The sequence below is a fragment of the Ralstonia mannitolilytica genome (genome assembly GCF_905397375.1).
Taxonomy (GTDB): domain Bacteria; phylum Pseudomonadota; class Gammaproteobacteria; order Burkholderiales; family Burkholderiaceae; genus Ralstonia; species Ralstonia mannitolilytica.
Genome location: NZ_CAJPVG010000001.1, coordinates 155,024 through 177,434, shown reverse-complemented (window position 1 = coordinate 177,434; position 22,411 = coordinate 155,024). Strand labels below are relative to the sequence as shown.

The 22,411-nt window shown below is 67.3% G+C and carries 16 protein-coding genes and 1 riboswitch; of the genes, 6 read left to right on the top strand and 10 right to left on the bottom strand.

Annotation, left to right across the window (positions count from 1 at the left end; translation table 11 throughout):
* Positions 1 to 15 precede the first annotated feature (15 nt).
* The 5 genes from KHN96_RS00730 to KHN96_RS00710 form a co-directional block, all read right to left on the bottom strand.
* Positions 16 to 579, bottom strand: a complete 564-nt coding sequence (locus tag KHN96_RS00730) for an acyloxyacyl hydrolase (protein WP_045219837.1) — start codon at positions 577 to 579, stop codon at positions 16 to 18.
* Positions 580 to 884: 305 nt separating this feature from the next.
* Positions 885 to 2,393: an efflux transporter outer membrane subunit gene (locus tag KHN96_RS00725; RefSeq protein WP_062738992.1), complete on the bottom strand. Its 1,509-nt coding sequence runs from the start codon at positions 2,391 to 2,393 to the stop codon at positions 885 to 887.
* A 1-nt stretch (position 2,394) separates the two neighbouring features.
* A complete protein-coding gene (locus KHN96_RS00720; RefSeq protein WP_062738991.1) occupies positions 2,395 to 5,496 on the bottom strand; it encodes a multidrug efflux RND transporter permease subunit in 3,102 nt (1,033 codons plus the stop codon).
* Positions 5,493 to 8,627, bottom strand: a complete 3,135-nt coding sequence (locus tag KHN96_RS00715; protein ID WP_062738990.1) for an MdtB/MuxB family multidrug efflux RND transporter permease subunit — start codon at positions 8,625 to 8,627, stop codon at positions 5,493 to 5,495. The genes KHN96_RS00720 and KHN96_RS00715 overlap by 4 nt, the downstream gene beginning before the upstream one ends.
* A gap of 47 nt (positions 8,628 to 8,674) precedes the next feature.
* On the bottom strand, positions 8,675 to 10,060 hold the full coding sequence (locus KHN96_RS00710; protein ID WP_062738989.1) for an MdtA/MuxA family multidrug efflux RND transporter periplasmic adaptor subunit: 1,386 nt from the start codon (positions 10,058 to 10,060) through the stop codon (positions 8,675 to 8,677).
* 242 nt (positions 10,061 to 10,302) lie between these two features.
* Here KHN96_RS00710 and KHN96_RS00705 point away from each other — a divergent pair, with 242 nt between their 5' ends.
* The 3 genes from KHN96_RS00705 (at position 10,303) to KHN96_RS00695 (ending at position 12,938) form a co-directional block, all read left to right on the top strand.
* On the top strand, positions 10,303 to 11,043 hold the full coding sequence (locus tag KHN96_RS00705) for a response regulator (RefSeq protein WP_045219847.1): 741 nt from the start codon (positions 10,303 to 10,305) through the stop codon (positions 11,041 to 11,043).
* A complete protein-coding gene (locus KHN96_RS00700) occupies positions 11,027 to 12,313 on the top strand; it encodes an ATP-binding protein (protein WP_062738988.1) in 1,287 nt (428 codons plus the stop codon). Before KHN96_RS00705 ends, KHN96_RS00700 begins: the two co-directional genes overlap by 17 nt.
* Before the next feature lie 187 nt (positions 12,314 to 12,500).
* On the top strand, positions 12,501 to 12,938 hold the full coding sequence (locus KHN96_RS00695; protein WP_045219851.1) for a putative hemolysin: 438 nt from the start codon (positions 12,501 to 12,503) through the stop codon (positions 12,936 to 12,938).
* Between the two features lie 229 nt (positions 12,939 to 13,167).
* Here the strand turns inward: KHN96_RS00695 and KHN96_RS00690 are convergent, their stop codons facing one another.
* Positions 13,168 to 14,823, bottom strand: a complete 1,656-nt coding sequence (locus tag KHN96_RS00690) for an ArnT family glycosyltransferase (protein ID WP_062738987.1) — start codon at positions 14,821 to 14,823, stop codon at positions 13,168 to 13,170.
* Between the two features lie 160 nt (positions 14,824 to 14,983).
* On the opposite strand from KHN96_RS00690, the gene KHN96_RS00685 reads away from it, so the two are divergent.
* Positions 14,984 to 15,943, top strand: a complete 960-nt coding sequence (locus KHN96_RS00685) for a LysR family transcriptional regulator (protein WP_062738986.1) — start codon at positions 14,984 to 14,986, stop codon at positions 15,941 to 15,943.
* Here KHN96_RS00685 and KHN96_RS00680 read toward each other — a convergent pair.
* From KHN96_RS00680 to KHN96_RS00670, 3 genes are read right to left on the bottom strand one after another with little or no spacing between them, the layout of a single operon-like run.
* A complete protein-coding gene (locus KHN96_RS00680; protein ID WP_062738985.1) occupies positions 15,937 to 16,863 on the bottom strand; it encodes a 2-hydroxyacid dehydrogenase in 927 nt (308 codons plus the stop codon). The two genes, KHN96_RS00685 and KHN96_RS00680, sit on opposite strands and share 7 nt — an antisense overlap.
* Before the next feature lie 4 nt (positions 16,864 to 16,867).
* Positions 16,868 to 17,668, bottom strand: coding sequence for a class II aldolase/adducin family protein (locus tag KHN96_RS00675; protein ID WP_062739015.1), 801 nt, complete (start codon positions 17,666 to 17,668; stop codon positions 16,868 to 16,870).
* 23 nt (positions 17,669 to 17,691) lie between these two features.
* A complete protein-coding gene (locus KHN96_RS00670; protein ID WP_373994673.1) occupies positions 17,692 to 18,975 on the bottom strand; it encodes an MFS transporter in 1,284 nt (427 codons plus the stop codon).
* 429 nt (positions 18,976 to 19,404) lie between these two features.
* Between KHN96_RS00670 and KHN96_RS00665 the strand changes: the two genes are divergently transcribed.
* Both KHN96_RS00665 and ribB read left to right on the top strand, forming a co-directional pair.
* Entirely contained in the window at positions 19,405 to 20,628 is a 1,224-nt protein-coding gene (locus KHN96_RS00665; protein WP_238587586.1) for a Zn-dependent hydrolase, read from the top strand.
* A 92-nt stretch (positions 20,629 to 20,720) separates the two neighbouring features.
* A riboswitch (FMN riboswitch) is annotated at positions 20,721 to 20,882 on the top strand.
* Positions 20,883 to 21,003: 121 nt separating this feature from the next.
* Positions 21,004 to 21,729, top strand: coding sequence for a 3,4-dihydroxy-2-butanone-4-phosphate synthase (ribB, locus tag KHN96_RS00660; protein ID WP_045219865.1), 726 nt, complete (start codon positions 21,004 to 21,006; stop codon positions 21,727 to 21,729).
* Positions 21,730 to 21,763: 34 nt separating this feature from the next.
* Here the strand turns inward: ribB and KHN96_RS00655 are convergent, their stop codons facing one another.
* Positions 21,764 to 22,390, bottom strand: a complete 627-nt coding sequence (locus KHN96_RS00655) for a bifunctional 4-hydroxy-2-oxoglutarate aldolase/2-dehydro-3-deoxy-phosphogluconate aldolase (RefSeq protein WP_045219867.1) — start codon at positions 22,388 to 22,390, stop codon at positions 21,764 to 21,766.
* Positions 22,391 to 22,411: the final 21 nt, after the last annotated feature.

Genomic DNA, 22,411 nt, shown 5'->3' with positions numbered 1-22,411 from the left:
TCGGGGTGAAGCCGTTCAGAACGTGTAGCGCAGGTACAGCTCGTTCAGGTCCGTCCCCGGGTTCGGACGCTTGATCGAGGCGTTCGACAGGTGCTCGAAGCGATAGCCGACCTGGAACTGCTGCTTGCTGCCAAAGGCGACGCCCACGCCGATCATGTCGGAGAACTGGAAGGCCGTGCTGAAGTTGTGCTCATCCGACGTGCGCGTGTGCGACAGCAGGCGCGGGCCGATGCCCACTTCCACGAACGGCACCCACGAGCTGCCGCGCTTTTCGATGCGGAACAGCGGCGTCACGCCGAATTCGGTCAGGTTCTGGCGGTTGGTGCCCTGCGTCGAGCGCCATTGGCCGAGCGCGACCTCCCAGTCCAGGTTCACGAACCAGCCTTGCGGGTTGCCCCAGTGGAAACCGGAGTCGAAATCGATATCGACGCCGTACTTCTCGATGCCGTGGCGGTTGTCCTTGCCGTAGATCACGCGCACGGACGGGTCGGCCTGGGCAGGCACGGCGGCGAAGAGCGTAGCGGCGCCGAGCGCGGCGGCCAGCAGCTTGGCGGGGCGGGAAATTGCGGATCGGATCATCAGAGAGAGCGCCAGAAATCAATTGAGCCGCGCGCGTGGGTCCAGGCAACAGGGTCGGCCAACCACGCGCGCGGCGGACATGGCGGCAGGCAAACAGACGGTCAGGATGGCACGGCGACACACCTGCAAGGCACCGGGCGAAGCAATTTGCGCGCCCGGCCCCGCACGGCATGCCCACGCGATCAGGGCAGCCTGAAGCAAATTCCGACGATTATAGGGGGAACGATCGGACTGCGTGCGTGCTTACGCACAAGGGGATATTGCCGGCGGCGAAATATCGTCGGCCACCGGCAACACGGAGCGCGTTACTGCGCGGCTGGTGCCGAGGCAGCGGGCCGCATCGCCGCCTGGCCGACCACGGGCACTTCGCCGTGCCAGCCGCCGCCGAGCGCCTTGACCAGCAGCACCGCGGCCGAATAGCGCTTGCCTTGCAGCGTGAGCAGCGTGCGCTCGGCGTTGTAGGCCGTGGCTTGCGCGGTGATCACCTCCAGGAAGCTGATCGTGCCGGCGCGGTAGCGGTTCAGGTCGAGCTGCGCGGCTTCCTGCGCCGCCTTGACGGCATCGGCCTGGGCGTCGAACTCGCGGGCCTGCCAGCGCAGCGCGGCGAGGTTGTCCTCCACGTCCTGGAAGGCGCCCAGCACGGTTTGCCGATACGTCGCGACAGCCGCGTCGTAGGCCGCGCCGGCCTTGTCGACGGCCGCCGAACGCGCCCCCGCATCGAACAGCGTCGCCGCCAGCGAGGGCCCGATCGACCAGACGCGGCTCGGCAGCGTGGCCAGGCGCGACAGCGTGTTGGCGGCCAGCCCAGCAGATGCCCCCAGCGTCAGTGTGGGGAAGTAGGCGGCCTTGGCTACGCCGATCTGCGCATTGGCCGCAGCCATGCGGCGCTCGGCCGCGGCAATGTCGGGCCGGCGCTCCAGCACGGCCGACGGAATCTCCAGCGGAATGTCAGGCAGTGCGGGCAGGTCGTACACGGTGGCCGCAGTCGTCGGCGCCAGCGAGAACTCCGCGGGCGGCTTGCCGATCAGCACGGCGATGGCGTGCTCTAGCTGCGCGCGCGTGACCTCGGCATCGAGCAGCAGCGCCTGCGCCTGCTTCAGTTGCGTCTGCGCGGTCAGCACGTCCGAGCGCTGCGCGACGCCCACGGCGTACTGGTTTTGCGTGAGCTTCAGGAACCGTTCGTAGTCGGCCACCGTGCGTTGCAGCACCGCCTTCTGGGTATCCGTGACACGCAATTGAAAATAATTCTGCGCAAGCGTGGCCTGGGCCGAGAGCAGCGCAGAAGCCAGGTCGCCTGCGCTCGCTTCGGCGCTGGCCTTGTTGGACTCCACCGATCGGCGGATGCGGCCCCACAGGTCCAGCTCCCAGCTTGCGTCCAGCGACAGGCTCTGCGAGTTCAGCAGGCTCGGGTTGCCGGTCGACAGGCTGCCGTCCGGGTTCACCGTTGTGCGCACCGAGCGGCTGCGCGTGGCCGACGCGCTGGCGCCCAGCGTTGGGAAGAACGAGGCTCGCGCCGATTGCACCAGCGCCTGGGCCTGCCGGTACTGCGCTTCGGCCACGAGGATGTTCTGGTTGGCGGCGGCCACCTGTTCTTCCAGCGCATTCAGCTGCGGGTCGTTGAAGATCTCCCACCACTTGCCGCGCGCGATGGCGTCGTTGGGGCTGGCGACCTTCCAGTCGCCGGCTTCCTTGTATTGCTGCGGGACTTCCGCGTCGGGGCGCTTGTAGTCGGGGCCCACCGCGCAGGCAGAGACAAGCGCGCACGCAGCCAGCGCGAGCAACGGGGTGCGGAGGGCTTGGTGGCCTCTTTTCATATCAGCTTCCTTGCGAATCCAGTGCGGGCAACGGTGCGTCCTTGCTGCGCCCGGCACGGCGCAGGCGCAGCCGGTCGAGCGCCAGGTAGACGACCGGCGTGGTGTAGAGCGTGAGGATCTGGCTGACCAGCAGCCCGCCCACGATGGAGATGCCCAGCGGCGTGCGCAACTCCGCACCGTCGCCGTGGCCCAGCGCCAGGGGCAGGGCGCCCAGCAGCGCGGCCATCGTCGTCATCAGGATCGGCCGGAAGCGCAGCACGCAGGCGTGGAAGATGGCGTCCGCGGGGCTCATGCCCTGGCTGCGCTCGGCCTCCAGCGCGAAGTCGATCATCATGATCGCGTTCTTCTTCACGATGCCGATGAGCAGGATCACGCCGATCAGCGCGATGATCGAGAAATCCGTGTCCGTAATGATCAGCGCCAGCAGCGCCCCCACACCGGCCGAAGGCAGCGTCGAGAGGATGGTGATCGGGTGCACGTAGCTCTCGTACAGGACGCCCAGCACGATGTAGATCGTGATGAGCGCAAACAGGATCAGCACCGGCTGGCTTGAGAGCGAATCCTGGAACGCCTTGGCGGTGCCCTGGAAACTGCCGTGCACCGTGATCGGCACGCCGATGCGGTTCATGGCGTCCTGGATGTCGCGCGTGGCGCCCGACAGCGACGCGCCCGGCGCCAGGTTGAACGAGATCGTGCTGGCCGCGAACTGGCCCTGGTGGTTGACCGCCAGTGGCGTGTTGGTCGGCTCGTAATGCGAGAAGGTCGACAGCGGCACCTGCGCGCCGGTCGAGGTGATGAGGTAGATGTCGCGCAGGCCGTCGGGGTTCTGCCAGTACTGCGGCGCGGCTTCCATCACCACGCGGTACTGGTTGAGCGGATTGTAGATCGTCGAGATCTGGCGCTGGCCGAAGGCGTTGTTCAGTGCGTTGTCGACATCGCTCGGGTTGATGCCGAGCGCCTTGGCCTTGTCACGGTCGATGACCAGCGACGTCTGCAGGCCCTTGTCCTGGGCGTCGGTGTTCACATCGGCGAGCGACTTCACCTGCGAGAGCGCCTGCTTGATCTTCGGCTCCCATGTGCGCAACTCATCGAGGTTGTCGGCCTGCAGCGTGTACTGATACTGCGCGTTGCTGGCGCGCCCCCCAACGCGGATGTCCTGCACCGCCTGCAGGAAGAGGCTCGCCCCGGGCTCGCGCGCAAGCTTGCCGCGCAGGCGGTTGATGACCTGGTCGGCGGAAATCTTGCGCTCGGCCAGCGGCTTGAGCTGGATGAACATCGAGCCGCTGTTGCGCTGCGAGCCGCCCGTGAAGCCGACCACGTTTTCCACCGCCGGGTCCTGCTGGACGATGTGGATGAAATCCGTCAGCTTGGTGCGCATGGCCTGGAACGAGATGGCCTGGTCCGCCTGGATGAAGCCCATCACACGGCCCGTGTCCTGCTGGGGGAAGAATCCCTTCGGCACGATGATGTACAGGTACACGTTCAGGCACACCGTGGCGAGCAGGATCAGCAGCGTCAGCCAGCGATGGCGCAGCGCCCACGCGAGCGAGCTGCGGTACATGTCGAGCAGGAACGTGAAGAAGCCTTCGGTCTTGCGGTGGAACCAGCCGTGCTCCTGCTCGGCGGCGGGCTTGAGCAGGCGTGCGCACATCATCGGCGTGGTGGTGAGCGAGATCACCAGCGACACCAGGATGGCCACCGACAGCGTGACGGCAAATTCGCGGAACAGCCGCCCGACGATGCCGCCCATCATCAGCAGCGGGATGAACACGGCGATCAGCGAGAAGCTCATCGAGACCACCGTGAAGCCCACCTCGCGTGCGCCCTTGAGCGCTGCCTGCATGGGCCGCATGCCGTTCTCGATATGGCGCGAGACGTTCTCCAGTACCACGATGGCGTCGTCCACCACAAAGCCTGTCGCGACGGTCAGCGCCATGAGCGACAGGTTGTCGAGGCTGTAGCCGCACAGGTACATCACCCCGAACGTGCCGATGAGCGAGACCGGCACCGCCACGCTCGGGATGAGCGTGGCCCGCAGGTTGCGCAGGAACAGGAACACCACCATGATCACCAGCGCGATCGAGAGCACCAGCGTGCGTTCCACATCCTTGAGCGAGGCGCGGATGGTGGGCGTGCGGTCCATCATCACGTCGAGGTTGATCTGCGCGGGGATGGTGTTGCGCAGATAGGGCAGCACGTCGTTGATGCGATCGACCGTGTCGATGATGTTGGCGCCCGGCTGCCGGCTGATGATGAGCAGCACCGACGGCTTGCCGTTGGCCGAGCCATAGTTGCGGATGTCCTGCACGCTGTCGGTCACTTCGGCCACGTCCGACAGCCGCACCGGCGAGCCGTTGCGCCAGGCGATGACGAGTGGCCGGTATTCGGCGGCCTTCTTCGCCTGGTCGTTGGCGTAGATCGTCCACACGCGGTCGCCCGATTCCAGCATGCCCTTGGGCTTGTTTGCGTTGGTGCTGGCGATGACGGTGCGCACGGTCTCCATCGAGATGCCGTACTTGTTCAGCGCCGTCGGGTTCAGCTCTACACGCACCGCCGGCAGCGATGCGCCGCCGATGTTGACCTGGCCCACGCCGTTGATCTGCGAGAGCTTCTGCGCAAGGATCGTCGACGCCGCGTCGTACAGCTGGCCGCGCGACATGGTGTCGGATGTCAACCCCAGGATCATGATCGGCGCATCGGCCGGGTTGACCTTGCGATAGGTTGGATTGCTCGGTAGCCCCGAAGGCAGCAGGCTGCGCGAGGCATTGATGGCAGCCTGCACGTCGCGCGCGGCGCCGTCGATATCGCGCGACAGGTCGAACTGCAGCGTGATGCGCGACGAGCCCAGCGAGCTCGACGACGTCATCTCCGTGATGCCCGCGATGCGGCCCAGCGAGCGCTCCAGCGGCGTGGCCACGGTGGCAGCCATCGTCTCGGGGCTGGCGCCGGGCAGCGACGCGCTGACGGAGATGGTCGGAAAATCCACCTGCGGCAGGGGCGACACCGGCAGCAGGCGGAACGCCGCCATGCCGGCGAGGGCCACGCCGATGGTCAGCAGCGCCGTGGCAACCGGCCGCGCGATGAAGGTGGCGGACAGGTTCATGGTTGCCCGCCAGGTCGGTTCGCCTCCGGTGCGCCGTGGCCGCCCGGCGAGCGGCGCGCGCGCCAGTCACGCAGGCGATGGCCGAGGCGGTCGAACGCCAGGTAGATGACGGGCGTGGTAAAGAGCGTCAGCACCTGGCTGACCAGCAGGCCGCCCACCATCGTGATCCCCAGCGGCTGGCGCAGCTCCGAACCGACGCCCGTGCCGAGCATCAGCGGCAGCGCGCCGAGCAGGGCCGCCATCGTCGTCATGAGAATCGGCCGGAAGCGCAGCAGGCACGCCTGGTAGATCGCATCGCGCGGGGTCATGCCTTGCTCGCGCTCGGCCTCCAGCGCGAAGTCGATCATCATGATCGCGTTCTTCTTGACGATCCCGATCAGCAGCACGATGCCGATGATCGCGATGATGCCCAGATCCTTGCCCGACAGCAGCAGGGAAAGCAGCGCGCCCACCCCCGCTGAGGGCAGCGTGGACAGGATCGTCACCGGGTGGATCGTGCTCTCGTACAGCACGCCCAGCACGATGTACATCGTGATCACCGCCGCCAGGATCAGCCACAACTGGTTGGACAGCGACGCACGGAATGCCAGTGCCGCACCCTGGAAGCTCGTCTGCATGCTGGCCGGCAGGCCGAGCTCCTGCTCCACCGCGTTGATGGTGTCCACCGCCGCGCCCAGCGATGAACCGGGCGCGAGGTTGAAGGAGATCGTCGCGGCCGGGAACTGGCCCTGATGGTTCACCACCAGCGAGCCGGGCTGCTCCACCACCGTGGCAAAGGCGCCCAGCGGCACCTGCTGCCCGCTGCTGGACGGCACATGCAGGTCGTATAGCGAATGCGGGCCGAGCTGCATCTTCGGATCGGCCTCCAGCACCACGCGGTACTGGTTCGATTGCGTGAAGATCGTCGACACCAGGCGCTGGCCGTACGCGCTGTAGAGCGCACTGTCGATCGTGGCCATCGTGATGCCGTAGACGGCCGCCTTGTCGCGGTCGACCTGCACGTAGGCCCGCAGGCCGTTGTCCTGCAGGTCGCTCGCCACGTCGCGCAGCTCGCGCGTCTGCTGCAGGCGTTCCACCAGCCTGGGCACCCATTTCGACAGGTTGTTCGGGTCCGGATCTTCTACCGTGAACTGGTACTGCGTGCGGCTCACGCGGTCTTCGATCGTCAGATCCTGCACCGGCTGCATGTACAGCTGGATGCCGGCCACCTTGGCGAGTTCGGGCTGCAGCCGCTGGATGACCTCGCTGGCGTTGGCGTCGCGCTCATCCTTCGGCTTCAGGTTGATCAGCATGCGGCCGCTGTTGAGCGTGGTGTTGACCCCATCCACGCCGATGAACGACGAGAGGCTCTCCACCGCCGGGTCTTTCAGCACCACCTCGGCGAGCTTCTGCTGGCGCTCGGCCATCGCCGAGAACGAGATCGACTGCGAGGCATCCGAAATGCCCTGGATCACGCCCGTGTCCTGCACCGGAAAGAAGCCCTTGGGCACCACCACATACAGCAGGCCCGTCAGCACCAAGGTGCCGATGGCCACCAGCAGCGTGGTCTTCTGGCGATCCAGCACCCACTCGAGCATGCGCCCGTATCGTGCGATGACGCGGTCGAAGAACGCTCCCGCGGCGTGGTAGAAGCGCGACTGCTCGGCCTCGGGAATGTGCCTGAGCAACCGTGCGCACATCATCGGCGTGAGCGTGAGCGACACCACGGCCGAAATCAGGATCGACACCGCCAGCGTGATCGCGAACTCGCGGAACAGGCGCCCGACCACGTCACCCATGAACAGCAGGGGAATCAGCACGGCAATCAGCGAGAACGTGAGCGAGATGATGGTGAAGCCGATCTGCTTGGCACCCTTGAGCGCGGCTTCCATGGGCGGATCGCCGTCTTCGATGTAGCGGGCGATGTTCTCGATCATGACGATGGCGTCGTCCACCACGAAGCCCGTGGCAATGGTCAGCGCCATCAGCGTCAGGTTGTTGATCGAGAAGCCGGCCAGGTACATCACGCCGAACGTGCCCACCAGGGACAGCGGCACCGCCACCGCCGGAATGACCGTGGCCGGCACATTGCGCAGGAACAGGAAGATCACCATCACCACCAGCGCGATGGCCAGCATCAGCTCGAACTGCACGTCGGAGACGGATGCCCGGATGGTGGTGGTGCGGTCGGTCAGCAGCGACACCTCCACGTTGCCGGGCAGGGTGTCCTTGAGTGTGGGCAGCAGTGCCTTGGCGCGGTTGACCACCTCGATCACGTTGGCGCCGGGCTGGCGCTGCACGTTCAGGATGATGGCCGGTGTGGTGTTGGCCCACGCCGCGAGCTTGGTGTTCTCGGCGCCGTCGACGATCTGTGCCACGTCGGTCAGGCGGATGGGCGCGCCGTTCTTGTAGGCGACGATCATCTTGCCGTACTCGGCGGCGGAGCGGAGCTGGTCGTTGGCGTCGATGGTGGAGGCGCGCATCGGGCCGTCGAAGCTGCCCTTCGCGCCGTTCACGTTGGCGGTGCCGATGGCGGTGCGGATGTCGTCGATCGACAGCCCGAGCGCGGCAAGCGCCGACGTATTCGCCTGGATGCGCACAGCCGGCCGCTGGCCGCCGCTGATGCTGACGAGCCCGATGCCCGGCAGCTGAGAGAGCTTCTGCGCGATGCGCGTGTCGACCAGGTCTTCGAGCTTGGGCAACGGCATCGTCCTGGAGGTGATCGCCAGCGTGAGGATCGGCGCATCGGCCGGATTGACCTTGCTGTAGATCGGCGGCATCGGCAGGTCGTTCGGCAGCAGGTTGCCGGCCGCGTTGATGGCCGCCTGCACTTCCTGCTCGGCGATGTCGAGCGAAAGCGACAGGTCGAATTGCAGCGTGATTACCGACGCGCCGCCCGAGCTCGACGACGTCATCTGCTTGAGCCCCGGCATCTGGCCGAACTGGCGCTCCAGCGGCGCCGTGATGGACGACGTCGTCACGTCCGGGCTGGCGCCGGGGTATAGCGTCGTCACCTGGATGGTCGGGTAGTCGACCTCGGGCAGGGCGGAGAGCGGCAGCATCCGGTACGCCACCAGGCCCGACAGCAGGATGGCCACCATCAGCAGGGTGGTCGCCACGGGCCGGAGGATGAAGATTCGGGAGGGGTTCATGCCAGCTCGGAGAAGACGTCGTCAGGCGGATACACGCGGTGCACGGTTTACGGCTTGGCTGCCGGCGCGCTGGCAGCGGGTGCCGATGCGCCGCCCTGGCCGCGGCGATGGCGGCGGCCCTGCTGGCCGTCCTGTCCGGCCGCCGGCGCGCTGGCCGGGCCGGCGCCGGGCTGGATCACCTCCACCGGCGCGCCGTCGCGCAGCTTGTCGGCGCCGTCGACGACCACGCGCTCGCCCGCCTTCAGGCCCTGCGCCACCGATACACGTTCGCCCTCCGTCACGCCCAGCTTCACCACACGCAGCGTCACCTTGCTGTCTTCGCCGACCACGTAGACGAACGTGCCCTGCGTGCCGCGCTGGATGGCCGCGCCCGGCACGATCACCTGGTCGCGCAGCGTATCCACGCGCATGCGCACGTTCACGAACTGGTTCGGGAACAGCATCGCGCTCTGGTTCGGGAACTGGGCGCGCAGCTTGACCGTGCCGGTGGTGTTGTCGATGGTGTTGTCCACCGTCATGAGCGTGCCGTGTGCGAGCACCGTGGTCTGGGCGCGGTCCCAGGCTTCCACCGGCAGTTTGTCGCCCGACTGCAGGCGCGGCATGACCTTCGGCAGGCTGTCTTCCGGGATGGTGTAGATGACGCTGATCGGATCGACCTGCGTGATGACGACGATGCCGTTGGTGTCCGACGCATGCACGATGTTGCCCGGGTCCACCTGACGCAGGCCGACGCGGCCCGACACCGGCGCGGTGATGCGCGTGTACGAAAGCTGCACGCGCGCGTTGTCGACGTTGCCCTGGTCCAGCTTGACCGTGCCTTCGTATTGCCGCACCAGCGCCGCCTGCGTATCGACCTGCTGCTTGGCGATCGAATCCTGCGCGAGCAGCGTCTGGTAACGCTGCAGGTCGAGCCGGGCGTTCTGCAGCAGCGCCTGGTCGCGTGCGAGCTGGCCCTCGGCCTGTGCGAGCTGTGCCTGGTAGGTGCGCGGGTCGATTTCCGCCAGCAGGTCGCCGGCCTTGACGGTCTGGCCCTCGGTAAAGGCCAAGCGCACGAGCTGGCCGTCCACGCGCGTCTTGACGGTCACGTTGTTGACCGGAGTGACGTTGCCCAGCGCCGAAAGCACCACGTTGATGTCGCCCCGCGTGGCCGCTGCAACCATCACCGGCATTGGCTTGCCAGCCATGGCGGCGCGTCCCCCGCGGCCGCCGGCGCCGCCCGGGCCGCCGCTGTTGCGGTGCATCGCGTGGTAGATCGCATAGCCGACGAGCGCCAGGATGATCACCACGACCCAGATGGCCCAGCGCCGGCGCTTGCCGCCCTCACGGGGCGGCGGCAGCAGCGTTGGCGAGACGGCATCGGGCCCCGGCGACCCGTCGTGCGTGGGGCGTGCGGCATCCGGTGAGCCGGGTTTCTGGTCCTGGGCGTCGGACATGTTGGCGTTCCTGTTTCTTGGCAATATGGGGACGAGCGCACATGATACTGGGCGCCCGTACCAGTCAGCCCGCAGCTTAAAGGCATCGTCTTTGCGCAGAATTAGCCGCACCGCCGGTTGTATTACGGCCCATTACAAACCGAGCGGGCTGTTACTGCGAGAAACAACATGGAAGACATGCGCGGGCGACGCTGCGGCCGCAGTCGCTATCATGAGCACACCTTCCAGCGTCCCCCAGAAAGATGAGCGGCACCAAGATCCTGGTCGTCGATGACGACGTCGAACTGCGCGACCTGCTGCGCGAATACCTGACCCAGCAGGGCTTTGCCGTGTCGGTGCTGCATGACGGTGACGGCCTGGCCGCGCGCCTCGAGCGCGAGCGCCCGGCGCTGGTCGTACTTGATCTGATGATGCCCAAGGTCGATGGCCTCTCGGCCCTGCGCGATCTGCGGGCCCGCAACGACGATGTGCCCGTCATCCTGCTCACCGCCCGCAGCGACGAGATCGACCGCATCATCGGCCTGGAGATCGGCGCGGACGACTACCTCGGCAAGCCGTTCTCGCCGCGCGAGCTGCTGGCCCGCATCAACGCCGTGCTGCGGCGCCGCCACGCCGTGCCGGCTTCGGCGCCGGAAGATCGCGACAGCTTCAGCTTCGGGCCGTTCAAGCTCAACTTCCGCATGCGCACGCTGTTTCGCGGCGAGCGAGCGCTGTCCATCAGCGATACCGAGTTTGCGCTGCTCAAGCTGCTGATCACGCACCCCATGCAAGTGCTCACGCGCGAGCACATCGTCGAGCTGATGTACGGGCCGGGCAGCGGTGTGTCGGACCGCGGCATCGACGTGCAGATCTGGCGCCTGCGCCGGGTGCTCGACGAAGACGCCCAGCGCCCGCGCTATATCCAGACGGTGCGCGGGCGCGGCTATACCTTCGTGCCGGACGAGCGGGAAGAACGGGAAGGGGCCAATGAAGTACAAGGCTAGGTTCGACACGCTCTTCGGCCGCCTGGCCGTGTTGATCGTGGTTGTGCTGGTGCTCAGCCATTTCTCGTGGCTGGGCGTGCTGCGCGCGGAACGCCGCGAGCGGCAGTTCCAGGCGTCGGTCGATCAGATGGCCTTCCAGCTGCAGGCCTTCCAGGCGGTGGCGGACGGCCGCCTGCACGTAACCCTCCCCGACCTCGTGACCGAAACGACGGAAGCGCCCGCCGGCGAGGCGTTGTCCACGTCAGACAAGTCGGCCGAGCTCGCGCGGCAGCTTGCACGCCGCCTGCCGGCTGGCACGGAGCTGCGGCTGGAGGCGGCCGCCACCCCGCGCGTGTTCGTGCGCTTTCCGCAGCGCACCAAGTGGATCGCCATGCCGCTCGTGTGGGTGCATGCCCCGCCGACGATCTCCGCCGTGGTGCCGGGCGTGATGGTGGTGCTTGCCATTGCCATCGCATTCTCGCTGTTCGCCGCGTGGCAGATCCAGCGCCCCGTGCGTGCCCTGGCCGACGCGGCCGGCGCGCTGGCCCGGCGCCGCTACGTGCCCCCGCTCAAGGAGCGCGGGCCATACGAGCTGCGCCAGCTGACCGATCAGTTCAACCACATGGCCGCCGATCTGTCCGCCGCCGATGAAGAGCGCAACACCATGCTGGCCGGCATCGCGCACGACCTGAAGACGCCGTTGTCCCGCCTGCGGCTGCGCGCCGAGATGCTGGTCGACCAGAAGGCCGGCGCCGGCATCGAGCGCGACGTCGAATCGATGTCGGCCATCGTCGAGCAGTTCCTCGCCTACGCGCAAAGCGGTGACACCGAGGCGCGCGAGGTCTCGGTCGATCGCCATCTGCGGGGGCTCGTGCAGCCGTTTGCCGAGCAGGGCAAGCACGTTGCGCTGGACCTGCAGGCCGGAGAGCGCTTCCGGCTCAAGCCCACGCATCTGCAGCGCATCGTCGTCAACCTGCTCGACAACGCGTTCGCCTATGGCGCCGAGCCGGTCAACGTGCGCACCGCCCCCACCGAGGCCGGTTTTACGCTGACGGTGGAAGACCATGGTGCCGGCATTCCGGCCGCCGACGTGGAACGCGTCACGCGCCCGTTCGTTCGCCTGGACCCGGCGCGCGGCGGCAATGCTCATTGCGGTCTGGGCCTGGCAATCGTCGACCGGCTCGTGCGCCACCTCGGCGGGGAGCTCACGATCGGCCCGGTTGCGGCCGATGCGCCTTCACCCGGCTTCCGCGTGACCATGCGGTTTCCAGACCCGGCTGCGACTGCCTGACACATGGCTGGGCGATTTCCTAAGCTATCCTAAGGGCCGCTACCAAGACCCGCCTGGCGTCGTTGTGCCGCTGCCGTGCCAGCGTTGCCCGCCTGCCAGAGCCGCTTCACCGGGTTTTGTGAGCGGCTCTTGGCGCGACAAGCATGCTTGTCGCGTGTGTTCCACCAGAACTCATGGAGGAAAACGCATGGATTGTGCAGTCTGCCTCGTCAAGGATCCTCGTCAGGGCCGCAGGGCCGCCGCCGCCATTGCCGCCTGTGTCTTGGCCGTGGGCCTGGCAGCCTGCTCGTCGCCGATGCCTCCGTGGCAGCCGCCGCGTACCGTCATCGAGCCGGCGCCCCCACCTGCACCACCTGCACCGGCCGCCACGCTGCCCCCGGCGCCGTCCGCGCAGCCGATCGCGCCGCCGCCGCCGTCACCTGCGTACCCGGCAGCGCCCGAGAGCGCCGCACCGCCGCAAGCCGCGGTCGGCATGCCGAATCCGGCGTCGACGTACTGCCTGCAGCGCGGTGGTGAACTCGAGTTCTCCACCCGGGCCGGCGGGGCCGAGGTGGGCACCTGCGTGAGCCCGCGTGGGGACGAGTGCGAGCAGTGGGCATTCCTGCGGGGCAGCTGTACGTGGTAAGCCAAGTCATTGGCTGTCAGAGAAAGGGCCGCGGGATGCGGCCCTTCTGCCATGTGGCGACGCAATCAGCGTGGGCTGTGCCGGGCTTGGCGGCGATGCGGTCTGTGCGCTGCCATATGCACCACGGGTGCGAGCTTGGCAGTCCTGCGGACTGGCCGCCGGCGAGCTCAGCCAGTTTCGGGTACGCCGCCATGCACGGGCGCCGCGCGGCCCGTGACGCCAAATCGTCTCAACGCCGCGCTACCACGACCTTGTCTGCCGATTCCGCCACCAGGCGCATCGGTACGCCGGCTTCCTGCAGGTTTTGCCACGTGACGCGGCGCATGAAGGCGTAGGCGGGCGGGCCTTCCGTCCAGCGCCGGATCCACTCAGCGGTGGTGGCGACGACCTTGTCGGGCTCCAGGCCCGCGCCCATCTCGAGTTCGTCGAAGCCAGCCACCAGCGTCATCGGTCGGCCCAGGTAGTAGATGGCGGTCTGGTCCAGCCACTCCACCGAGTAGAACGGCGTTTCCGGCGGAATCGGGCCGGTGGCATTCAGCGTCTTCTCGATGACGTCGCGGGCGGATAGCGCATCGCGGAAGATCTCGCTGGCGTTGAGCACGCGGTCCCAGCAGAACAGCGCCGAGAGCGACAGCACGATCACCGCCAGCGTGCGCCGTTGCCAGCGCAGGGCCACCAGCGCGGCGACCGTGCCGGCGCCCAGCATTGCCAGCACCGTGCGCAACACGGGCATGGCCTGCGCCACCTGTTCCGGGGGCATCTTGGCACCGCCTTTGGCGCCGATCACGGGCACCGCCAGCCACAGCCCGATGGCGATCAGCAGGTTCACGCCCAGTGCCCAGGCAAGGGTGCGCGTCGGCATCTTTTCCAGGGTCAGCGCCAGCACGATCGCCAGGGCGGGAAAGGCCGGCACGATATAGCCGGGCAGTTTCGAGCTGGACGCCGAGAAGAACAGGAAGATCATCGCAGCCCACGCCATCGACCAGCGCATCAGGTCAAACCGATGCGTGCCGACCAAGAGATCGGCCACGCGCCCGATGCGCCGGCCGGCGGCGGCAAACAGGAGCGGCGTCCAGGGCAGCAGGCCGGCTGCCCCCACGGCGACGAAGTACCACCACTTGCCGGTGCGATGATGCTCGTTGGTCAGAAAGCGCTGGAAATGCTCGTGGACGAAGAAGAAGTCGAAGAACTCCGGATTGCGCTGCTGCACGAGCACGAACCACGGCACCGTGGCGAGCAGATACAGCGCCAGGCCCGGCAGCCAGTGCATGCGGCGGATCAGCGCCCAGTCACGCGTCATCAGCAGATACGCGGCGCCGATGAGGCCCGGCAGCACCAGCCCGATCAGCCCCTTCGTGAGCGTGGCACCGGCCAGCGCGAGCCACACCACGAGCATCCACCCGAGTCTTGCGCGGCGCGATGCGTCTGGGCGCTGCGCCAGCGCAAACCCGCACGCCCCCACGGTCAGGAAGAAGCCCACGCCCATATCGAGCGTGATGACCTGCCCGAACAGCACGTACAGCAGTGACGAAGCGAGAATGGCCGCGCCCGTTGCCGCCGCGCGGCCGCCGCGGTACGCCGCCAGCGTCCAGGCCGTCATGACGATGCCGCCCAGGCCGAACAGGATCGGCCACAGCCGCGCTCCCCAGGCACTGACGCCGAAGGTCTCGAACGTGGCCGCGGTCGTCCAGTACTGCAGGGGCGGCTTCTCGAAATACTTGAGATCGTTCAGCCGCGGCGTGACCCAATCGCCGGAAACCACCATCTCGCGCGGGATCTCCGCATAGCGGCCTTCATCGGGCCGGAACAGCGTGGAGCGCTGGAAGAGGTCGTCCATCCATAGCGCAAGAAATGCCGCAATGAGCGCAACGATGATCAACGTCATCCACGGGGAACGGCGTCGGGAGAGGTCCATGCGGGATTCCATGCTGAGGGGTAGACTTCGCGGGCACGGTCGGAAAGGCTAGGATTTTAGTCGATGCCGCATGGCACATGGCTTGCATTGGCCTGGCGCCCCTCTACTTGACCCCACTGCAGACCATTGCATGAGCAAGGCCAAGCTCGATACCTACCTGAATGACCGCCTCGACTGGAATCTGCTGCGCACCTTTCTCGCCATTGCGCGCGAACGCAGCATCAGCCGCGCCGCCACGCGCCTGCACCTGACGCAGCCGGCGGTCAGCCAGGCGCTCAAGCGGCTCGAAGACCAGCTCGGCCTGCAGTTGATCGACCGCCAGGCCAACCCCATCGACGTCACGCGCGCGGGCGAGGAAGTGCGGCAGATCGCGGAAGAGGTCTACGGCACCATCTCGCGGCTGTCGCAGGCCACCGGCGAGGGCGGGCAAGGGATTGCCGGCATGGTGCGCGTGGCCATCGTCAGCGGGCTGGATTTCCCGGAATACGACGCCTTTCTCGGGCGCTTTCATCGCGACTACCCGCGCATCGAGCTCGAATGCCAGGAGATGCGCAGCGCCGATGTCGTGCGCAGCCTGGAGCTGCGTACCGCCACGCTGGGCCTGTCGCCCAAGCGCGCGCTACCCAGGAAGATCGCGCACAGGCTGTTCCTGCGCCAGCGCTACGCCTTGTTCTGCGGGCAGTACCACCCGCTGTTCGGCAAGCCGGATGTGCAGATCGCCGATCTGGCCGGCGAGAAGTTCGTCTCCTTCACCGGCGACAAGATCGGCGATCCGCTGTCGATGCTCACGTTCTTTCGCGACGAAATGGGGCTGACCGGCCCGGTGGTCGGTTCGTCATCGAGCATGTGGGAAGTGCGGCGGCTGATCGTGGCGGGCTTCGGCATCGGCTGCCTGCCCGAGCACGTGGCGCAGGACGATGTGGAGCAGGGCCGGCTGCAGCGCCTGCCGCCCGAAGGCGGCGTGGCCGATGTCGACATGCACCTGCTATGGCTGGTCGAGCGCAAGTTCAGCGCGGCCGAAGCAGCGTTTCTGGAAGCGCTGCACCGCTTCATCGATGCGCGCTATCCCGAAACGGCCGGCCATCAGTAACCGCGCGAAACGTCGACCACGTTGGCAAGCGCCTCGCCCTCGAGCAGGCGCCGCACGTTCTGCGCGACCTGCAGGCCGATGGTGTCCGCACTGGCGACCGACGCCATGTGCGGCGTGACGATCAGGTTCGGTGCACGCCAGAGCGGGTCGTCCGCCGGCAGCGGCTCGCTGGGAAAGACGTCTACGATCGCGCCGCCGAGCTGGCCGCCGTGCAGCGCTTCGAGCAGGTCCGCGGCGACAAGGTGCTCGCCACGCCCGACGTGGATCAACTTGGCACCGCGCCTGAGCCGCGCGAAGGTGTTGCCGTTCAGCAGGCAGCGTGTGGCGTCGGTCAGCGGCAGCAGGCAGACCAGGATGTCGACGCCTTCGAGAAACATCGGCAGGCCAGCTTCACCGCAGTACACGCCGATGCCGGGCAGCTCACGCGATTGCCGCGCCCAGCCGCGCACGCTGAAGCCCAGGCGATGCAGTTCTGCGGCCACGTGCGCGCCGATCTCGCCCAGGCCCATCACGCCCACGGTGCAGGTCGACGGAGCCTGCTGCTCCGGCCGGTACCACGTGGCGCTGCGCTGGTTGGCGAGCACGCGGTCCAGCTGGCGATGGAAATGCAGCACGCCCCACGTGACGAACTCCGCCATGCCGCGCGCGTGCTGCGGGTCCACCACGCGACACAACGGCACGGCGGGCAGGGTCGGATCGGCGAGGATGTTGTCGACGCCGGCTGCGATGCTGTGCACAAGCCGCACGCGCGGCATGGCGGCGATTGCTCCTGGCGGCGGGTTCCAGCAGACCGCGACCTCCGCCTCTTGCGCACCCGGTTCGCCGTACCTGCGCACGTCCAGCTCGGGCGCTGCGCGCAGGATGGACGGCACCAGGTGCGACATGTCGTAGTCGCGGCTGACGAGGGCAAGCGTGGTCATGCGCTCAGCTCCGGTAGTCCGAGCGCGAGGTGTCGATCAGCCGCAGCGCAGCGAGCCATGCACGCCGCGCGATGACGGGCGATTCTTCGCGGTTGAACTGTGCTGCCGTGCGCTGCCGGATGTCCTCTGGAGGGAAGCGCAGCGGCGTGCCGCCGGCCAGCGCCTGGATCTGCGCCTGGCATGCGCGCTCCAGGAAGTAGATCTCGTGAAATGCGTCGGCCGCCGTTGCACCGCCCGTGAGCAGGCCGTGGTTGCGCAGGATCATCGCCTTGTGCGGACCGAAGTCGCGCACCAGGCGTTGGCGCTCGCCCAGGTCCAGCGCGATGCCTTCGTAATCGTGATACGCGAGCTTGCCGTAGAACTTCAGCGCATGCTGGCTGATCGGCAGCAGCCCATGCTCCTGTGCCGACACCGCGATGCCCGCCGCCGTATGCGTGTGCACCACGAAATGCAGATCGTCGCGCGCAGCATGAACCGCCGAATGGATCGTGAAGCCCGCCGCGTTGACGGCGTAGTGTTCAGGATTGGCGTCGGCCCGCGCGTCGACGACGTTGCCGTCCAGGTCGATCTTGACGAGGTCGGATGCGCGCATCTCGCCGAACAGCACGCCGTAGCGGTTGATGAGGAACGTCGGACGGCCGTTTTCATCGGGCAGGCGCGCGGTGATGTGCGTGTCGATCATGTCAGTCATGCGGAAGTGATCGACCAGCCGATACAGCGCGGCAAGATCCGTGCGGATCTGCCATTCCTCTTCGGAAAACGCCGCCGGGCGGCGCGTGTGCAGCGAACCGTGTTGGGCTTCCATGGAAATGCGATTGGAGGTGGACATCAATTCGTGGCGAGCGCCGCGGCTTCTTCTGCGGGCTGCCTGCCGTCGCGATAACGGCCCAGGCCGATGATGCCGGCCAGCGAGATGGCGGAGAGCACCGTGAAGAACAGCGCGAGCGGCAGCCATTCGCCCTTGTAGCGCTCGGCGAGCATCGTGCCGATCAGCGGTGTCGTCCCGCCGGCGATCATGGTGCAGAGCTGGTACGCGATCGAGATGCCGGAGTAGCGCACGCGCGCCGGGAAGGCCGGCGTCATGAAGCCCGCAATCACGGCATACACGGCAGAAAGCGTGACGACTGCCAGCGTGATGCCCGCCACCATCGCCACCGCGTTCTGCGTACTCACCAGCAGGAACATCGGATACGGCGTGAACATCGAGACGAACGCGGCCCACGTGAGGAAGCGCGTGTCGCCGTAGCGCTGTGCCAGCAGCGCCGACACCGGCTGCGACAGCAACTGCAGGATCGTCACGATGAACAGGCAGTCGAGAATCAGCGCCTTCGACATGCCGAGATGCGTGGTGACGTACGAAATCATGAACGTGTTGGTGAAGAAGAAGCCGGCCGAGCCGATCGTCGTGGCCATCGCCGCCAGCGCGATCGGGCGCCACGCCGTGCGCAGCACTTCGCCCACCGGGTTCTTCAGCACTTCGTTGTTCTTCTGCACGCGCTCGAACTCGGGCGATTCCTTGACGCCCATGCGGATCGCCACGCCCACGAGCAGCAGCACGAAGCTCGCGAGGAACGGCAGGCGCCAGCCCCACGTGACGAAGCTGTCGTGGTCGAGCGATGACACCAGCCGGAACGACAGCAGCGACAGGATCAACCCGGCCGGGCTGCCCATCTGCGGGAACGATGCGAAGAACACGCGCTTCGCTTTTGGCGCGTGCTCGCTCGCCATCAGCACCGCGCCGCCCCATTCGCCGCCCACCGCAATGCCCTGCAGCACGCGCAGCAGCACCAGCAGGATCGGCGCCCAGATGCCGATGGTCGCGTAGCCGGGCAGCAGGCCGATGCCCGTGGTGGCAAGGCCCATCAGGAGCATTGTCACGAGCAGCATCTTCTTGCGGCCGATGCGATCTCCCAGGTGGCCGAACACGGCGCCGGAAAGCGGCCGCGCAATGAAGCCCACAAAGAACGTCGCAAACGACGCCATCGTGCTCAGGAAACGGTTGCTGCTCGGGAAGAACACCTCACCCAGGACGAGCGCGGCGGCGGTGGCATAGGTGTAGTAGTCGTAGAACTCGACCGCCGTGCCGATGAAGGCGGCCGTGGCCGCGCGCACGGGCTGGTGCGTGGCCGTGGCGGCCGTGGATGGCTGTGATGCTGACATGGGGCGTCCTCCTCTTTTGGGCGTGGCCCGCCGCCGCGCCGCCGATGTTCGTGCATCGGTCTGTGCCACGAGAGCGGGTTGTCGGTCGTCAGCCGACGCCGCCATTTATGCGCACCGATGCGGATGCCGGCAAATTCGCATTTTTGATTCCCCGTATTAGCCGGGCTTATGCATCGGAGTGGGGCGCGGGCGGGGATGTCTGCGCTACGGCGGTGCGGTCGGGCAGCACCACCGTGCGTTTCGCATCGGTGGGTTGGTGGGAATATTTGCCCCGCTTATAGCCCGGATAAACATTCGCAATTTGACGCGCATTTTGCGATTGCCAGATAAAGACGCCTGAATGCGCCGAGCCGGTCGGCGCGCATGCAGAGGAATGCAGACATGCTGAAGGTCAACGGGGCGCGGCTGTGGTCGAGCCTGATGGAAATGGCAGCGGTGGGCGGCACGCCCAAGGGCGGCGTGCGGCGCCTGGCGCTGACCGAAGACGATGCGGCGGGCCGCGCCCTGTTTGCACGCTGGTGCCAGGACGCCGGCATGACGCTCAGCACCGACCGCATCGGCAACCTCTTTGCGCGCCGGGCGGGCAAGCGCGCCGATGCTCGCCCGGTGGCAAGCGGCAGCCATCTCGACACGCAGCCCGAAGGCGGCCGCTTCGACGGCGTGTATGGCGTGCTGGCCGCGCTGGAAGTCGTGCGCACGCTCAACGATGCGGGCATCGAAACCGATAAGCCGATCGAGATCGCCGTGTGGACGAACGAGGAGGGCGCGCGCTTTACGCCGGCCATGCTGGGTTCCGCCGCGTTTGCGGGCGTGATGCCGCTGGAGCAGGCACTGGCCTCGCGCGATGTACAGGGCGTTTCCGTCGCCGAGGCGCTGGATGCGACAGGCTATGCAGGCGATCGCGCGGTCCCGGGCGAGCCGTTCGATGCGTATTTCGAGGCGCATATCGAGCAGGGCCCGATCCTGGAGGAGAACGGCGTGCCGATTGGCGTCGTCACGGGCGGGCAGGCCATCCGCTGGCTCGACGTGCGCGTGCAGGGCCAGGCCGCGCATGCCGGGACGACGCCGATGCGTTTTCGCCGCGACGCGATGTTTGCCGCTGCCGAGATGGCGTGTTCGCTCGAAGTCCTGGTCGACGCCTTTGCGCCGCACGGCCTCGTGACCATCGGCGAGATCGGCATCCGCAACGCCTCGCGCAACACCATCGCCGCCGACCTTGCCTTCGCGGTGGACTTGCGCCATCACGAGGACGCGCGCATCGCACAGATGGAAGCCGCGCTGCGCGAGCGCTTTGCCGAGATCGCCGCGCGCCGCGGCCTGGCAGTGCGGATCGACCAGCATTGGGTGAGCCCGGCCACGCCGTTCGATGCCGCGTGCGTCAAGGCCGTCGCCGATGCGGTGGAGCGGCTCGACTACCCGCATCAGCGCATCGTGAGCGGCGCGGGGCACGATGCCATTCACATCGCCAGGCATTGCCCGACGGCGATGATCTTCATCCCGTGCGTCAACGGCCTGAGCCACAACGAAGCCGAGGACGCCCTGCCCGAAGACGTCACGCGCGGCGCCGACGTGCTGTTGCACGCCATGCTGGCGCGGGCCGGATGACGCGTGCTGCGCTTTGTCCGACTCATCAGTAGGGTGGAGGTCCTGCACCTTGTTGCGGTAGGATGGCGCCTGCCGGCAATCCTGCCGGTTCAGTACGTCTTCAGGGCGGGGTGGAATTCCCCACCGGCGGTATGCGGGCAGTGTGTTTGCGCCCGTGAGCCCGCGAGCGCCCGGTATGCGCCTGCATATCGGGGTCAGCAGATCCGGTGAGATGCCGGGGCCGACGGTCAGAGTCCGGATGGAAGAAGATGTGCGGAACGACATGCTCCCGCCGACGGGGCGCGCTTCGGCTTTGCCGGGCGTTGCCGTTGCACGGGCGTGTTTGTCTGCTTGCCCTGGAACGTCTTGTCGCCAATCTCAGCGAGGAGCGTTTCCATGTTGTCCACTCAGCAATCCCCCGTCATTCATCCGCCCGCATTGCCTGCCGGTCATGCGACCCTTGATGCCGTCGAAGCGCGCTTCGACCCGGCCGACATGCCGGCGCGCATGGCGGCCGCGCTCGACGCGGTGCGCCTGGGCGTACCGGTTGTCGTGCTCGACGATGCCGACCGCGAGAACGAGGCGGACCTCATCGTCGCCGCTGACAAGCTTACGCAGGCCAGCATGGCGATGCTGATCCGCGAATGCAGCGGCATCGTGTGCCTGTGCCTGACGGCCGAGAAGGCGGCCGCACTGGGCCTGCGGCCAATGGTGGAAGAGAACCGCAGCCAGTACGGCACGGCGTTCACGGTGTCGATCGAGGCGCGTACCGGCGTGAGCACCGGCGTGTCGGCGGCGGACCGCATCACGACCATCCGCGCGGCCATTGCGGCGGATGCCGATACGCAATCCGTTGTCAGCCCGGGGCACGTGTTCCCGCTGGTGGCAAAGGACGGTGGGGTGTTGACGCGGCGCGGTCATACCGAGGGCTCGGTCGACCTGGCACGCCTGGCCGGCTTGCAGCCGGCGGCCGTGCTATGTGAGTTGATGCTGCCCGACGGCACCATGGCGCGCCGTGATGACGCGGTGCGCTTCGCCGATCAGCACAACCTGCCGGTGCTGACCATCGAAGACATCGTCCAGTATCGGGAGCAGATGGAGCGCGCGGTCAGCTTCGTTTGACGCCAAAGCCGGCCGCGCGAGAGAGGTGACGTGATTACCGCTTGAGCGTGGCCGCTTCCCTGGCCAGCGCCGTGATGCCCGCCCAGTCGCCGGCAGCGACCTTGTCCTTGGGAACCATCCACGAGCCGCCCACGCACACCACGTTTGGCAATGCGAGATAGTCTGGGGCGCTTTGCGGCGTGATCCCGCCGGTCGGGCAGAAACGCACATCGCCAAACGGCCCGTAGATCGACTTGAGCATCGGGATGCCGCCGGCGGCTTCGGCCGGGAAGAACTTCAGCGTGGTCAGCCCGAACTCGAGCGCCAGGATCAGCTCGGACGGCGTGGCGATGCCGGGCAGCCAGTCGAGCTCGGCCTTCGCTTGAGCCACGGCCAGCATCGGCGTGACGCCAGGCGATACGGCAAACACGGCGCCGGCGTCCTTGGCCTGCTGAAAGTGCTCGGGCCGCGTGAGCGTGCCGGCCCCGATGATGGCATCGCTGCCCAGGTCCTTGGCCACCGCCGCAATGGTGTCGAGGGCCACCGGCGTGCGCATGGTGATCTCGAACGTGCGGATGCCGCCCTCGTACAGCGCGCGGCACACCTTGACGCCTTCATCGACGGATTGGAACTGCAGCACCGGGATCACCGGGCCGGCCTTGACGACGGAATCGATACCCACAACGTTCTCCTAGATCAACAC

Excerpts from the sequence above, each read along its gene's own strand:
- KHN96_RS00720 (WP_062738991.1), bottom strand. The coding sequence starts at position 5,496 with ATGAACCTGTCCGCCACCTTCATCGCGCGGCCGGTTGCCACGGCGCTG.
- KHN96_RS00665 (WP_238587586.1), top strand. The coding sequence starts at position 19,405 with ATGCTGAAGGTCAACGGGGCGCGGCTGTGGTCGAGCCTGATGGAAATG.
- KHN96_RS00685 (WP_062738986.1), top strand. The coding sequence starts at position 14,984 with ATGAGCAAGGCCAAGCTCGATACCTACCTGAATGACCGCCTCGACTGG.
- KHN96_RS00700 (WP_062738988.1), top strand. The coding sequence starts at position 11,027 with ATGAAGTACAAGGCTAGGTTCGACACGCTCTTCGGCCGCCTGGCCGTG.
- KHN96_RS00715 (WP_062738990.1), bottom strand. The coding sequence starts at position 8,627 with ATGAACCCCTCCCGAATCTTCATCCTCCGGCCCGTGGCGACCACCCTG.
- KHN96_RS00730 (WP_045219837.1), bottom strand. The coding sequence starts at position 579 with ATGATCCGATCCGCAATTTCCCGCCCCGCCAAGCTGCTGGCCGCCGCG.
- ribB (WP_045219865.1), top strand. The coding sequence starts at position 21,004 with ATGTTGTCCACTCAGCAATCCCCCGTCATTCATCCGCCCGCATTGCCT.
- KHN96_RS00690 (WP_062738987.1), bottom strand. The coding sequence starts at position 14,823 with ATGACGTTGATCATCGTTGCGCTCATTGCGGCATTTCTTGCGCTATGG.
- KHN96_RS00695 (WP_045219851.1), top strand. The coding sequence starts at position 12,501 with ATGGATTGTGCAGTCTGCCTCGTCAAGGATCCTCGTCAGGGCCGCAGG.
- KHN96_RS00725 (WP_062738992.1), bottom strand. The coding sequence starts at position 2,393 with ATGAAAAGAGGCCACCAAGCCCTCCGCACCCCGTTGCTCGCGCTGGCT.
- KHN96_RS00705 (WP_045219847.1), top strand. The coding sequence starts at position 10,303 with ATGAGCGGCACCAAGATCCTGGTCGTCGATGACGACGTCGAACTGCGC.
- KHN96_RS00710 (WP_062738989.1), bottom strand. The coding sequence starts at position 10,060 with ATGTCCGACGCCCAGGACCAGAAACCCGGCTCACCGGATGCCGCACGC.
- KHN96_RS00675 (WP_062739015.1), bottom strand. The coding sequence starts at position 17,668 with ATGGAAGCCCAACACGGTTCGCTGCACACGCGCCGCCCGGCGGCGTTT.
- KHN96_RS00680 (WP_062738985.1), bottom strand. The coding sequence starts at position 16,863 with ATGACCACGCTTGCCCTCGTCAGCCGCGACTACGACATGTCGCACCTG.